The organism is Bacillus sp. N12A5 (genome assembly GCF_026790125.1).
Taxonomy (GTDB): Bacteria; Bacillota; Bacilli; order Bacillales; family Bacillaceae; genus Bacillus.
Window position 1 is genome coordinate 77,323 of sequence record NZ_JALAMR010000022.1, and the last position, 14,145, is coordinate 91,467.

General features: G+C 33.3%; 10 protein-coding genes, 7 tRNA genes and 2 pseudogenes. 4 read left to right on the forward strand and 15 right to left on the reverse strand.

The features are described from left to right. Window positions 1-367: 367 nt before the first annotated feature. Entirely contained in the window at window positions 368-682 is a 315-nt protein-coding gene (locus MOC09_RS19315; protein WP_268371595.1) for a YfzA family protein, read from the forward strand. Window positions 683-1,117: 435 nt separating this feature from the next. On the opposite strand, the gene MOC09_RS19320 is transcribed toward MOC09_RS19315, so the two are convergent. Both MOC09_RS19320 and MOC09_RS19325 read right to left on the reverse strand, forming a co-directional pair. Next, entirely contained in the window at window positions 1,118-1,591 is a 474-nt protein-coding gene (locus MOC09_RS19320; protein WP_268371597.1) for a hypothetical protein, read from the reverse strand. Between the two features lie 89 nt (window positions 1,592-1,680). Beyond that, window positions 1,681-2,703, reverse strand: coding sequence for an amidase domain-containing protein (locus MOC09_RS19325; RefSeq protein WP_268371599.1), 1,023 nt, complete (start codon window positions 2,701-2,703; stop codon window positions 1,681-1,683). A gap of 489 nt (window positions 2,704-3,192) precedes the next feature. Here MOC09_RS19325 and MOC09_RS19330 point away from each other — a divergent pair, with 489 nt between their 5' ends. Together MOC09_RS19330 and MOC09_RS19335 are read left to right on the forward strand one after the other, a co-directional pair. Then, window positions 3,193-4,989, forward strand: a complete 1,797-nt coding sequence (locus MOC09_RS19330) for a T7SS effector LXG polymorphic toxin (RefSeq protein ID WP_268371600.1) — start codon at window positions 3,193-3,195, stop codon at window positions 4,987-4,989. A 12-nt stretch (window positions 4,990-5,001) separates the two neighbouring features. Then, window positions 5,002-5,460: an SMI1/KNR4 family protein gene (locus MOC09_RS19335; RefSeq protein WP_268371602.1), complete on the forward strand. Its 459-nt coding sequence runs from the start codon at window positions 5,002-5,004 to the stop codon at window positions 5,458-5,460. Window positions 5,461-5,690: 230 nt separating this feature from the next. On the opposite strand, the gene MOC09_RS19340 is transcribed toward MOC09_RS19335, so the two are convergent. From MOC09_RS19340 to MOC09_RS19365, 6 genes and pseudogenes are all read right to left on the reverse strand, one after another. Beyond that, on the reverse strand, window positions 5,691-6,833 hold the full coding sequence (locus MOC09_RS19340; protein ID WP_268371604.1) for an FRG domain-containing protein: 1,143 nt from the start codon (window positions 6,831-6,833) through the stop codon (window positions 5,691-5,693). 86 nt (window positions 6,834-6,919) lie between these two features. Next, window positions 6,920-7,039 (reverse strand): phosphatase RapI inhibitor PhrI, encoded by a 120-nt coding sequence (gene phrI / locus MOC09_RS19345; RefSeq protein ID WP_076983188.1) that lies wholly within the window; start codon window positions 7,037-7,039, stop codon window positions 6,920-6,922. Continuing rightward, window positions 6,996-8,171 (reverse strand): response regulator aspartate phosphatase RapI, encoded by a 1,176-nt coding sequence (gene rapI, locus MOC09_RS19350; RefSeq protein WP_268371606.1) that lies wholly within the window; start codon window positions 8,169-8,171, stop codon window positions 6,996-6,998. The genes phrI and rapI overlap by 44 nt, the downstream gene beginning before the upstream one ends. 255 nt (window positions 8,172-8,426) lie before the next feature. Next, entirely contained in the window at window positions 8,427-10,334 is a 1,908-nt protein-coding gene (locus tag MOC09_RS19355; protein WP_268371608.1) for an ATP-dependent helicase, read from the reverse strand. Further along, window positions 10,321-12,318 (reverse strand): ATP-dependent nuclease, encoded by a 1,998-nt coding sequence (locus MOC09_RS19360; protein WP_311766272.1) that lies wholly within the window; start codon window positions 12,316-12,318, stop codon window positions 10,321-10,323. The genes MOC09_RS19355 and MOC09_RS19360 overlap by 14 nt, the downstream gene beginning before the upstream one ends. Window positions 12,319-12,514: 196 nt before the next feature. After that, window positions 12,515-12,697 (reverse strand): annotated as a pseudogene (locus MOC09_RS19365) (cystatin-like fold lipoprotein); the annotation flags it as partial. Window positions 12,698-12,702: 5 nt separating this feature from the next. On the opposite strand from MOC09_RS19365, the pseudogene MOC09_RS19370 reads away from it, so the two are divergent. Then, window positions 12,703-13,341: pseudogene (locus tag MOC09_RS19370) on the forward strand (site-specific integrase); the annotation flags it as partial. A gap of 84 nt (window positions 13,342-13,425) precedes the next feature. On the opposite strand, the gene MOC09_RS19375 reads toward MOC09_RS19370, so the two are convergent. The 7 genes from MOC09_RS19375 to MOC09_RS19405 all read right to left on the reverse strand — a co-directional run bounded on the left by MOC09_RS19375 (window position 13,426) and on the right by MOC09_RS19405 (window position 14,143). Next, a tRNA-Leu gene (locus tag MOC09_RS19375) sits at window positions 13,426-13,509 on the reverse strand. 81 nt (window positions 13,510-13,590) lie between these two features. After that, window positions 13,591-13,673: transfer RNA gene (locus MOC09_RS19380), tRNA-Leu, on the reverse strand. 10 nt (window positions 13,674-13,683) lie between these two features. Then, window positions 13,684-13,759 (reverse strand) — tRNA-Lys (locus MOC09_RS19385). 27 nt (window positions 13,760-13,786) lie between these two features. Next, window positions 13,787-13,861, reverse strand: a tRNA-Gln gene (locus MOC09_RS19390). A gap of 11 nt (window positions 13,862-13,872) precedes the next feature. Further along, window positions 13,873-13,944: transfer RNA gene (locus tag MOC09_RS19395), tRNA-Glu, on the reverse strand. A 29-nt stretch (window positions 13,945-13,973) separates the two neighbouring features. Then, window positions 13,974-14,064, reverse strand: a tRNA-Ser gene (locus MOC09_RS19400). Between the two features lie 4 nt (window positions 14,065-14,068). Further along, window positions 14,069-14,143, reverse strand: a tRNA-Asn gene (locus MOC09_RS19405). Between the last annotated feature and the right edge of the window lie 2 nt (window positions 14,144-14,145).

The window sequence follows — 14,145 nt, forward strand, 5'->3', positions numbered from 1 at the left end:
TGCAGATTGTCCCTCATTCGCAATAAGATGATCCTATTCGAAAAATCGATAGCTCCTATATTAAAAATGACTTGATGATTAAAAGAAACTTCACATAAAATATGGAAATAAAGATTATGTTATTTTAATAGTGAATTTAGTAGAGTACGCATTTTATCCGAAATATCAAGTTTATGTTGGAGATAATTCAGTTATGTTCTTAATTAACAGATGCGATACTTTATGAAGAGTAACGCATTTGTTATTAAACTAAACGTGCAGTTGTAACGAAATAAACAATGGAAAGGTATGTTAAATTTTCAAACTTATTCTTTAATTTTCCGTATTCCAATTATAAAATGGTATCTAATGCAAGGAGGGATATTAGTTGGCTGAAAAGCAAAAAAGTGTTCCATTTTTGGAAAAATATTGGGTTTCTCAAATTGGTGTATTTTTATTGTCACAGATCATTTTTATTTCATTTGAAACAACAGGATGGTTACCTAATTATAGAGAGATTGATGGAACACTATTTGGGAGAATTACGGAATCGTCAATTTTTATAGAATGGTTTACTTTTTATGAAACACCACAATTAAATTTACTTACTGTCTTTTTTGGCATCTTCTTTCTAGTGCCTGGAATAATAAGTGCATTAAAAAACGTATTTTCGCCTAGACGCTATAGTAATAGCTCTAAATAAATGTGAGTCACTGTCATCTTGTTTTTCTTTATATTGGTAGTTAACATGTATTACTTACTTATTTTTGTATTGTGAACTATATTTTTGTATTGTGAACTAAAGACAGGCATATACTCATCGTCACGATAAGTATCGATAAGGGGTAGATCATTTAAAAATTTCATATCTTCGTCAGAGATAGTAAAGTCTACTGCGGTATTATCTTTCATACGGTTTTTATTGGTAGATTTAAGTAAGCAACTGCCTGTTTTATAATGATTTATTGTTATGAGGAGTAAAAATGGAGTAGCGGTCTTTTTTAAAAAGTTACCTTATTATTGATGTTTACTTAGTAACAGCCCTGCTCGTAGTAATCAGTTAAGGTGAAAAATTAAGATTAAACATGAAAAAGCAGGCGCTTTTTACCTGCTTTTATGCCATGAGAGTATTATAGCTTTATTCTAAACTTAAAATTCTTTTTATTACATTAGGAATAACAAATGACCGTTTGATCTCTTTATTTACTTGAATAATGTCTTTTTGTTTTTTCCCATTCTCTTCCCAAGTGACTTCTACCTGATAATCATTGGTCGTTTTTGGTGGATCTGCCATTATCGCTACTGCTATTTCTTTTGCATTCTTAGGTTCATCTGTTGCGTCACCTGATGCCTCAACAACACCATTTTCTTTAAACACAACCTCTTTTACTGAAAACTCAGAATCCCTTTTCCATGTAATATGAACCGCCCATAAGTCTTGCCTTGCCAGATCTATGTCTTTTTCAGGAGAATAGATAACACTCCATTTTCCATCTTTTGAATTCCCCTTCAAAATAGGAGGTTGGTGGGTGCCAGCATAAATAAACCATGCTAAAAAAACAAGCAGTACAACAGAAACAATACTCACTAAAATAAGCTTACTTTTTTTCATTTTTAACTCCAATCTTTATATGTAATGAATGGGATGTAAGCATATTTTACACCAATATGAAAAATTAATCGATGCATCGTTTTATAAACTCAGAACTTAATGAGCCTATACCTCTTTATATTCTGTACTTTCTTGATATTTCTTTTTAAATAATCATCTGAATGACCAGATAGTTGTAGAGTTCCACCTGATTTTCCGTATACAAACATAGTGTGAAAGTAAGTACTACGCCCTTTTTTCATAAACTGAACCACATCACCTGGTTTGGCATTTTTCACTACATCATTTACATTACTATAAGTTTTTACAGTTTGTGTTCTAGCCCAATAAGCGCCAAAATCAGATACTCTTACCCATGAAGTTGAGATTGCGCGACCTTGCCTAAAGGCTTTTCCAATACCTTTACGATTGATAAAGCTATACCAATATGAAGTAGTTGATGTTATAACGAAAGGTTCAGCACTACTGTCTTGTTTTTCTTTTTTTCCACCTGCATAAAGGATTTGAGAAACATAGTTAGTGCAGTCCCCACCACTTCCAGTGAAGTTGGCATAGTTTTTATTTCTGCCGTTATACCATTTCCTAGCATAAGCTTGTGCTTTTGAAACACTATATGAACTGCCCATTGCGGTAAACTTATTTTTTGATTCTTCTTCGTGTTTTTGCGAAATCTGTTCGACTTGTTCTTCTTCTTCTTGTGATTCCTTTGCTACTTGTCCTATTGTTTTATCCTTAATATTATTTAAGTTAAAGGAACTTTTAGATTGATTGTTCTCATTTGCGAAGTAAAAGTTTTGTTTTTCTTCCAAATAGCTTACTAAAAAATCACAAATTAAACTATAATCTGCCCGATTAGCAAGCTCTTTATCTGTATCATTCAATAACTGATCATTTGCGAATTCTTCAAATTCTTTAGAGTCTACCTTATAATTTTTCCCTTTACTTTTTAAATAACTCTGCAAAATATTTTGTATTTCACCAAGCGTATATTCATTGCTCGGTTTTTTTAAAGCTCCGTTATCTTTTTCCACTGCAGAAGCGTAATCATTATTAATAAATAAAGTACTTATTAATAATAAAATTGAAAATGAAAATAAAGAAATTTTTCTCATATTAACCTCCTATTTTTAACAATACCACTTTTATACAATAGTTCAATTGTACTAATATGTCAATAAATGCATCTTATATAAAACCTTAATATAACCTTAAAATTAAAACTTTAGTACCGTACCAAAACATCATGGTCTATTAGCAGAAAGCTGACCTCTTTGACCTTAATTTAGTCCCTGAAATATTTAAAGCATAAAAAACCCATACCAGCATTACTTGGCATGGGTTCTCAAACTAAGCCCTCAACATCGTAAATCCATATCACTGGTTATGAAAGCTTTTTTCATTACCTATCTAACTTCACTTTACATCATTTCTATAGATTTGTATGAATTATGGTTAATAAAACCTTACTCCTTACTTCTCCAACTCTCATTAAGTTCAAATGATCTAAGATTCTTTAGCTCTCCTTATACAATAATTTTTCTGAACTCCCACATCTATTCCGTGGTAATATTTAGTTATAAAATCATTGAAAGGATTGGACAATGAAGGTATTTGAAGCTAAGTCTTTGTTATCTGAAGCTGAAAATCGAGCAAAAGATTATAAAGAATTGAAAAATCAAATGATTAAGCTAAGAAAAGCATTTAAGGCTGTTGCTGATCTGGATGACAGTGAGTTCTCTGGCAAGGGAGCAAACAATATCAAAGCATTTTATCACGATCATGTGGGTGTCACTGATCAATGGATTGATTTAATTGAAATGAAGATCGCTTTCCTTACTAGTATCTCCGGTGTTTTAGAAGATGCCAGCTTATCTGATGCATATATCGAGGAATCCTTCTTAGAACATGAATTAGCAAACGCATATAAAAAATCAAAATCAATTATGTCTGAGCAGAAGAAAGCAATGAAAGATATTCTGAATGATATCGATGACATTCTTCCACTTGATTTATTTTCAACAGAGACTTTTAAGGATGAGCTCTCTTCTGCCGAAAACAAACGGAAAAAGACTGTTGATAAAATAGGCGATGTGGACGAAAACTTAAAAACTGAATATGCAATAACTGAACCTAACGAACAATTCATTAAAGCAGACTTTCAAAAGTTACAGGAATCAACAGGTAAGGGCAAGAACGCTACACCCCTTCACTATAATGCCAAGGCATATCGTGAGAGCGATATACATAAGAAAAAAAGCGATATCGAGAAGCAATCTGAAGCTTATTTAAAGATCAAAAAAGAAGAAGCTAAAAAACACGAAATAAAAGATTTGAAAAAAAAGCTTGTAAAGGTAACAGATCCAGACGAGTATTTAAAAATTGCGAAGAAAATAGGATACGATAATTTGGAACCTGAGCAGCAAGTTTATTTCCGCCAACTCGAAGAACTCCAACAAAAAGCTGAAATTGGAAAAGGTATTGCAGTGGGAATGTATGAAGCAGGTAAAGATACAGTGATGGGTCTCTATCAACTTGCAAGACACCCGATTGAATCGCTTTCTGGAACTGTGAACGCAGCTTTACATCCAATCGATACTTATAAGATCATAGCAAAAGACATAGAAGACACTTTCCAACGTGATATGATTAATGGAGATAGCTACAGCAGAGCAAAATGGGTGTCCTATGTCGGCAGCACTGTTGTTCTTGCAATAGTTGGTCCGAAAGGTATTGATAAAGTATCCAAAGTTGCAAAAGCCGGTTCAAAAGTTGCTGCAATTAAGACACTTGAAGTTTCAAAAACAGGAATAAAAAAAGGTATTGAATACGTTAAAATACCAAATGTTTTTGAACAACAGTATGCAATGGCTGGTGGTTCAGGGACTTTTCCATTCAACACAATAGATGGGGAGAGTTATAAAAAATCATTTCATCAGTTTTCCAAGAAGATAGCTGATGTAACTCGAAAGCCTTTTACGGGGAAATACATTGATGTTCCTTGGTTAAATAAAGAAAAATATACTGCTGCGGAAATAGAAGGAAAAGTGAAAGCTAAAGGAAATATAAAAGACGTAAGCCGAAAGGTGTATATGTTAAAAGATATAGACCTAAATCAAAAAAATCGTAAAGGCCAAACAAATCTTCAATTAATGAAACTTGGCAATGCACCTTTTGCAAAGGACGGAACACAAATAAACCTACACCATTTAATCCAAGAAGAACCTGGTACAATGGTTGAAGTTCCTGAAAGCCTGCACAAAAAATATCACAATATTCTCCATGGTTTAAAGGAAAACGGGCAAAGTTTTAGAAACAATCCCGAACTTTCTGCTCAATACGACAGTTTTAGAAAGAGATATTGGAAATGGAGAGCACAACAATTTGAAAAACAACAGTAAGAGGTGAATTTTATGGATTACTCAACAATACAAAAGTTTTTAGAAGAAAACAAAGAATTCTCTATTATCACTGGAGGAGTCAGCGAGAAAGAGATTCATGAGATAGAAGAAGAACTTAAAGTTTCTCTCCCTGAAAGTTATAAATGGTTTTTGAAAGAGTATGGTTCTGGTGGTGCATACGGAACAATGATCCTCGGTTATGACTCTGAAGGCGCTGAAGTTGTAGAGCAAACAAAAGAATACAGAACGTTTTACGATCTTATACCAGGTCTTGTTGTTATTGAGTATATAGATGAATTCTCTTATTGTCTTGATACAAACAGAATGGTGGATGGAGAGTGTCCGGTTATTCTTTGGGATAACAGTGAAGGATATGGTTATACTGCTGCCAGTAATTTTCTTGAATTTTTTCTTCAGCGACTTGAAAAAGGTAAAGAGGACTTAGATGAAGATGAGGATTGGGAAGATTAATCTATACAATTCTCAAAATAAAGGTTTTTTGGGAATTGAATAATTACAACCTAAAAAACCATACCAAGATGTTTTGGTATGGTTTTCTAAGATAGACCCTCAACCTAGTAAAAACATATCATGGGTTACAAAAGCTTTTATTCAAAGCATCTGTTTATTTTATTTACACTTATTTTCATCATTTTACATGAATTCTGGGCACAAATTGGGCACCAAAATTCACCGATGACTTAAGAGAATGTTTTGTAAAAATTCGATATAACAGAATAATCCTCTGAATAATCCCAGCAGTATTCCCCATCTTCTGAGTTACCAATCGGAAGAGGTTTAAACAACTCATTTAATGTAGGCCTGATCCACTGAGCTCTCATTATCCAATTTGCATTTTTGTAATCTTCACCATTTTTCGCTATGTATATCCAAATAACATCTTGTGACTGTTGATAACCATTGAATATAGTTTTACAAATAACTTTAATTTGCTCTATGTCCTGAGGCTTTTCCAACACTACCATCAGTGAAAGCCGTTTTGCAGCACCCGTGGATACATCCATAGTATTAACAATCGTACAAATATTTTCCTTAGTATAGTTTCTGTATTTGTATTTTTCTTTTACATAATCCCCTACTGACGGTAATTCAGGGTATATAAAAGCTTTATTTATCCCTTCATTATCTAACTCTTGTTTAACTACTTTTTTATATTCATATGGGATTCGGATTTTAACTTTAATGTCACTTACTAAAGGCATAATATTTTGTCCTAGCGTACCATTAGGAGACATTTCGTTACAACAAATAGCGAATGTACCTTTTTGATTTGTGATTCGAATATTTGTTTTATCTTCATTTTGACTATATTTTATAAACGCTGGTTTTGTTGAATATTGAGTTATTTCAGGAATGGTAATGATTTCGCCATAATGTTCTTCATATTTTTTTTGTATAACAGAGAAGGTATAATCATCAATTTTAGCTAACAATGAAAGTAGACGTACATGTTTACAATCTTTCATTTCACCATTTTTATTAAAAATATAAACGATACCATCATTTTCATCATCAACATTCTCTACTGCAAAGAATAAAGCTATAAGTGGGTCTACAGTCATATCAATTAAACGAGTTGGAATATTATAATGTTGCATTTTAGCCAAATAATCAATAGGTTCATGAATGTGTTCGAATTCGTTTGGCATTATCAAAACTGACTCGGTGAAAATTTTATCTTCATTTAATACATATCCCTTATCTCTCGAAATACTTGAATTGATATCAGTATAATGAGATAGTTGACCTCTATAATATGTTTCTCCAGTTGAATGTTTTTGTACCATCTCTTTAAATTGAGACAAATTATTAACCTGTTCCATGTCTATTGATTGACTCCTTTGGTTGATTACATTTATAGCCCAAAAAAGCTTAACCTTTTAATAAAGATTAAGCCTTTTCAGTACCCTTATGCTCCTACCCTATCTGCAGCGACTTTGACTTCTGTACTATGATCACTTTGCAAATAAGTTATTGAAAATACACTACTTAAAATCACTGCTGCCAATAGAATCCGGCTGATTTTCATCAATAATCTCCCCTTTTTTAATTTTTCGTCTTGCTTCAATACTCATACGATAATATTCATTAGAGAGCATTAAATTTCCTTGTTCGTGAAAATAATCAGCGACTTCAATCGAAAAATTTTCAACATCAGCAAACATTTTTCTCGAAGCCAGATATGAAAATGCATCCTTTATTAACTGGGTCTCACCATCTGAAAAAAATAAACCCTCTAATATTTTGAATTTCGCTGAGTATTCCTTATCATCACTTTTATCGGCAATGAATCGCCCTTTCCTAAAGTATGTCAAAGCGACATCATAATTTTGTTGTTTTGCTTCAACGTAAGTTAAAGTGAATAAAGTCTTTGTTAGGAAACTATGTTTTGATTTTTCAAAAATTTCTAGCGCTGAGATTAAATGTCGTGAAGCTCTTTGATATTCTTTCAATTCATCATAACAAATCCCAATATTCATGTGTGACATTGCAATTAAATGCTCTATGTTACTTTCCTTGGAAATCTCCAAAGATTTCAAAAACTGTTCCAAGGCTCTTTCATATTCCAAAGAATCGATCAAGTTTCCTGCTACAATAAATTGACAACGCACAGTCTGGACAGCATATTCTTCATACTCTCTAAATATTTTGAGTGCACGATTTGCATAATTCATGGAGAAGTATGTTTGTTTCATATAATAATATACATAGGACACTTTTAAAAAAAACTCTGCTTTCTCTATTTCATCCTCAACTTCTGACAACTTTGATTCAGCTATTCGATAAGCACTTATCGCTGAAATTAATTCTTTACGCCTAAACTCGTACATACCCTTAAAAAAGTAAAAATAGTATTCCAACATGCCAGTTAATTGCCCTTGCTTCTCAATTTCTTTTATAGTCTCATAAGCATTATTGAGATCTTCTATTTCCTTAGATTTCATATAACTCAGCATAATCTCGTGTCTAAATTCTAATAGTTGATAATATAACAAGGCATCTTGATTTTCTTCCATGTTTAACAATTCTTTCTCTACTTCTGTTTTTATAATCTCGGCTTGCTCAACTTGATCATTTTTTATTGATGTATACCATTCATTTAACTTTTTCGTGACTAAGTCGTACGGAATTTTATCTTTATCTAAGAAAACACCCCGCAAGAAAATTCCCCCATCCTTACATAAATTGTGCGAATATTTACATTAATTGTATTATGTCAGAACACCCTTTATTTTACAAATGTGAATTGCAGAACGGTACATACTATCTACTTCTTTGCGGTTTTTTTGCGGTCAGAGCAATTCTTTTGCAGCTTGACAGTAATATTTTTTTGGAATATTGGTATTTGGAGCAAAAATGGAGAAGATTTTTAAAAAAAAGAAAAAGGAATAGGCATAGCGCCTACCCTTGGCCAGTTACTTTTTTATCTCTGGTACACCAGATTTTTTCAATAACTCATAGAGTTCTGAAATTCCGTCCTGATTTTGAGTTAACCGCTTTAGACTTCCATATTTTAAGATTTCTCTTTCTTGGCTGAAAGTAAAAACCACTTTTTCCTTAGCCCTTGACAGTGCAACAAAAAACGCTTTTTTGTCAGATTCTGGTTGTTTGCTAAAACTCCAAAATGCACCATCTTCTAAACCAATAAAGAAAACTGTATTGTACTCTAATCCTTTACTTTTGTGAATAGTCATTATGGGGATACTGAAATCCCCTAGGATATCTCTTATTGTAAGATCCCAATCTTTATATTTTTCTAGAGACAAGGAGATTATATTAACAAATTGGTTAATAATTTTTTGAAAGAAACTGTTTTTTCGATATTTAGGGTAGCATGATTTCAGTTTATTAATATCAATAAAAGAAATTATATCTTCTAATAAACCCTTTATTTCTTCTTTATTCCCATGAGTTTTACAATTAAATATAGAATTTCTAAAAGTTTGTATGAACTCATATAAAGATTTTTCTATTTTATTCAAATCATTATTTTCAGAGTTGCTTCCTCTGCCTCTAATTAAACTTATTGTCTCAATAGTTTCTAGCCATACCACCGGCTTATTACCCGGTATTGATAATCTAAAGATATTTAAAATTAAATTTACACATTCTTCCAAAAGGACTTCTTGATATTCTTTTTCTAATCTTGCGTGAATTCCTAATGAATCGAGAGCTTTAATCAATTCTTTACTATAAATATGCTCGTATTGCTTAACTATAATACAAAAATCTCTTGGGCTGAGTTGGTCTTTGTTCATCCAATCCTTTATAGCAGCTGCAACTGAAAAAGCTTCTTCAATATGATCATTGTAATTCCAGATCTCACACAAACCTTCTAAGGTTCCCCATTGTTTAGAAACCTCTACATCGACATGTTTAGGGCTAATGTTTTGTGACAAAACATTTTGTATTTGAACTAATTTTGGTGCAGAACGAAAGTTAGTTAGTAACCGTATTTCTTGAGATTTAAAATCTTCGTTAAAGGTCTTAAAGGCATCTTTTAATGCTCCTGCCCAGCCCATTATTCTTTGTTTATGATCTCCCACTGCTGTAACAGATACATTAGTATCCATAAAAATTGTTTTTAGCAAACTATACTGATGATACGTTGTGTCTTGAAATTCATCTAAAAACACATGAGTATATGTTGCTCTAATTGCCTTAAGAATTAATGGATTCTCTCTTAATAAGTAATCTGCCAGCATGGTTATCATAGGGAAGGTCAGAGAACTTTTTAAGTTTTGTGTACCCTTTATTAAGACAGACCAAGACTTCACTACTAGCCATGAGTACAGATCATTCTCAATTAGGTGATGAGGTAGCTTATCTTCAATCATCTTTTTATAAAAAACACTTGGTGTATATTCATTTTGCCAATTTGGAAAATAGGGATTACTTTCGGTAATATATGATTTAACTAATTCATTTAATTCTGATTCTTTATTTATAATATCATAATCAATTTTCGGTCTATACTTCTCAGGCAGTGCCAAAATAAATTGATCTAATAAGCTTTTCGAAAATGAGTCAAATGTTTTTGACTCGAATCTCGAAAAATAAGCTTGACCATATCTTTTTTTAACTCTTTCCCCTAAGTTTCTTGCAGCGTCTACTTTGAAACTAATTGCTAGTATTTTATGAGGAGGTTTACATTCCTCAGTTTCAAATAAATAACCTGCTTTTTGCGCCAGCAATTCAGTTTTTCCAGCTCCAGGCCCTGCAACTACTGAAATATTCCCCTGTTGTTTAATGGCATTGAGTGCTTCTTCCTGTAGTACTATCCCATTTAATGGAGTCCAATCTTTACAATTAATGATCCTCATTGCCGACCCCTTTTATAATACTTTTTGTTCTATTAGCAAGCCTCTTAAGCTCTAACGGTATACCTTCAATAAAATCTGTATCATCTATTTTACTTAAAGCATCGATGTGGGTACTTGGTTTTGATCTCCCTATAAACAAAGAATTATACCAAATCATTAATTCTCTTTCTTCAGAAGTATATGTCTTACCTGTTGCCTTATTACTTTTTAAAGTAGCTTGAACAGAACTATTCAGTTTTTCTAAATATTCATCGCTATTTTCATCAACAGGTATTCTTGGCCCATAAGACATAGTACTCTGATACTGAGCTTCAAAAGACTTAAGCATAGAAAAGTCTAAGTCTAATGGGTATGAAAAAAACACATTATATTTCTCTAACCTTTTAATCCAAGCATCCATGTTTTGCACTAGATCTACATTTTTTTTATGAAAATCATCTAATTCTTTTATTGATAATGTATCTTCGTTACCGTTTTTCCTCTTTACCTTTAATAATTCTTCTGGATCAACCCCATTTGCTATTAACTGTTTTAATGCATATTTAATTCTTCCCCACCCTCCCCCGTTTCTTTCTCTATCTAAATCTAATAGAGTAATATGAGGTATAGATAATTGGTTTAATAACTTCCACAAGTGATTCACATGCTTTCCACCTAAAGGAACTATTGAGATACTTGTTTCATCTGGATAGATGTCATATTTGTTTAAAATCTTTGGTAGAACGATTTCTTCGCTATCTCCTTCACCTAAAATTACGAGCTTAGAGAAATAAAGATCGGGGTATGCTGTAATTGCTTCTTTAATGTATGTAAATACTTCATTATGTTTGTCAGGTAAAGCCAGCTTATTAACTATTGAACTATCGTTACTTATTTGTAAATGCCTAATGCTTTCTGGGTTCACCTTTTTTATTATGGAAGAATTATGGGAAGATAAAATCACTTGAGAATTTGTTTTGTATGAAATTTCATTTAGATTAGCAACCACCCTACCAAGCAGATGAGGAGATACATGATTTTCTGGTTCTTCTACAGCAAGAATAATAAGAGCAGGTTTGTTCTCGCTTTCAATATTTTGTTCTACCTCTAGAAGAGAAGAGACTAAACTAAGGTAAAACAAAGATCTAAGCCCATCTCCTAAATCAGTAATTGTTGAGGTTCTTCCATCATCAGTTGGAGAAAAATGCACTTCTACTTTTTTTAGAATGGACGATAAATCACTACTATTAAATACAAGGTTCGCAGTATTATATCTTTTTTCTTTATGATACTTCCCCCATTCAATGTTAAGCGTCTCAGTTACAGTTGAGACCTCAGGAATTTCATTGAATAATTCAATAACCGGTTTCATTTTTTCTTCTATTTCATTGTTAATATCCTCAGGCCAATTAATATTCTTCATAATTCTCCATAGAAGAGTTCCTGATGCATTTTTCAATTGAGAGATAGGATCACGCATTGCTGGTACATAAATTAATTGTATTGTATTTCTTTGATGTAATGGAATTGGGTGAATAGCATCTTTCTCATCATATCCCTCTGGTACAGTGACATAATAAATCTCTTGTTCGATATTACCTTCTGGATTCTGACCTTGTATCCACTTCCCGTCTAATCGTATTCGTATATAAGGAATTTCACCTGGCCCATCAACTACCATTTGTTTGATATGTGGAGGAATTCCAGTTAAATTTGATGAAGGCTCCTCATTAAGTTCTGGAAATTCAACCCTTGCCTCTATGAACAGACTGATTTCATTAATTTTATCTGGGTCAACATTGCTAGGGATATGAAAATCACTTTTAATAAGGTTTCTTTCCGTACTTTTTTGACCAAATAATCTTAGTAATGAACTTATTAATGCAGTCTTCCCTGTACTATTACTGCCTATTAAAGCAGTAAGATTATTGAGTGAAACAGTCTGTGGCTGTTCCCCAAATGACCTGAAATTTTTTAAAGTTACACTCGCTACTCTAATAACAATGACCCCCTACCTTTTTTTAAAAATTATATCAAATAATCATAATATTTCCTATTGACCTATTTGACATAGGATTCATATCGATCTGAATGAACTATTTTAATTCATTTTTATATTCTTTATATATTGTAATAAGAATAACTTAAACCACGAGGTAAACTTTCATAAAAATCAAAAAAATGAGAAGTAAACACTTGGTCTACTCCTCTAATTTAGTTTCTTTTCCCTTGGCTTCTTCATAGTCTGGTGTTTTCTTCGATAAGCCAAGACGATCATTTTCGCCAGTTCTTGACATGCCTTTTAGCCTTGTATATTCATCACCTTGCTTTTCATAGTATGAAAACGAAGATAATTCATCATTAGAATCTTTAGACGTATAGAAAACCTAATCTTTCAATACCTAAAAAACAAATGAAATTTTGGACACCTGAGCAATTTAAAGCATTTGTAAAATTAATAGATGAAAATGAAGAGCAGCTTTTTAAAGTATTCTACACTGTTGCTTATTTCACGGGAATGAGATGTGGAGAACTACTCGCTTTGACTTGGAATGATATTGATAACGTAAGAAAAGAAATAAATGTGTATAAGTCACTATCATTTATTAAAGGTGAATATAAAATCACTCCACCAAAGACCAAAAACTCTAATAGACGGATCAGTATTAATACAAAATTATTTGAAATGTTACTGGACTGGAAAGAAAAACAACAAGACATATTAGAAAAACTTCAAGTATCATCATCAGACAACACTTTTATTTTCCAGTACAAAGAGAGCCCAGCCAATAAAGACATCTTTAGCCGAAAAATCAAAACAATTTGTAATCGAGGAGAAGTAGAACCGATCCGCCTTCATGATCTGAGACATTCACATGTCGCATTGTTAATTCATCAAAGAGAAGATTACATCACAATAAAGGAACGACTAGGACATGCTTCAATCAAAACAACAATCGATGTTTATGGTCATCTCTTTCCTAATAAACAAAAAGAAACTGCTGATAAGCTGGATGAATTATTCTAACAAGTGGAGTAAAAAGGAGTAAACCTTAAAATTAAAAGAGAGCATAAAAAAATACCAGGGGTCTACAACCCTTGGTATCATTGATGCGGCCGAGAGGACTTGAACCTCCACGGGTTATTCACCCACTAGGCCCTCAACCTAGCGCGTCTGCCATTCCGCCACGACCGCGTGATCATTGAATTGTGTTTGTGCTGATTTATTAGGCTCTTAACCTAGTAAAACCAATTTGCGTGCACTTTGTAAATAAAGTGCGGGTGAAGGGACTCGAACCCCCACGCCGTAAAGACACTAGATCCTAAGTCTAGCGCGTCTGCCAATTCCGCCACACCCGCATAAGACAAATGGTGAGCCATGAAGGACTCGAACCTTCGACCCTCTGATTAAAAGTCAGATGCTCTACCAACTGAGCTAATGGCTCTTACTATTAGATTTCAAAAAATAAAAATGGCTGGGCTAGCTGGATTCGAACCAACGCATGACGGAGTCAAAGTCCGTTGCCTTACCGCTTGGCTATAGCCCAACGAAATGGAATGACCCGTACGGGATTCGAACCCGTGTTACCGCCGTGAAAGGGCGGTGTCTTAACCGCTTGACCAACGGGCCGATGGTTGAGAACTTATATCGAAATCTTATGGCGGAGAAGGAGGGATTTGAACCCTCGCGCCGCTTACGCGACCTACACCCTTAGCAGGGGCGCCTCTTCAGCCACTTGAGTACTTCTCCAATATGGCTCCACAGGCAGGATTCGAACCTGCGACCGATCGGTTAACAGCCGATAGCTCTACCACTGAGCTACTGTGGAAT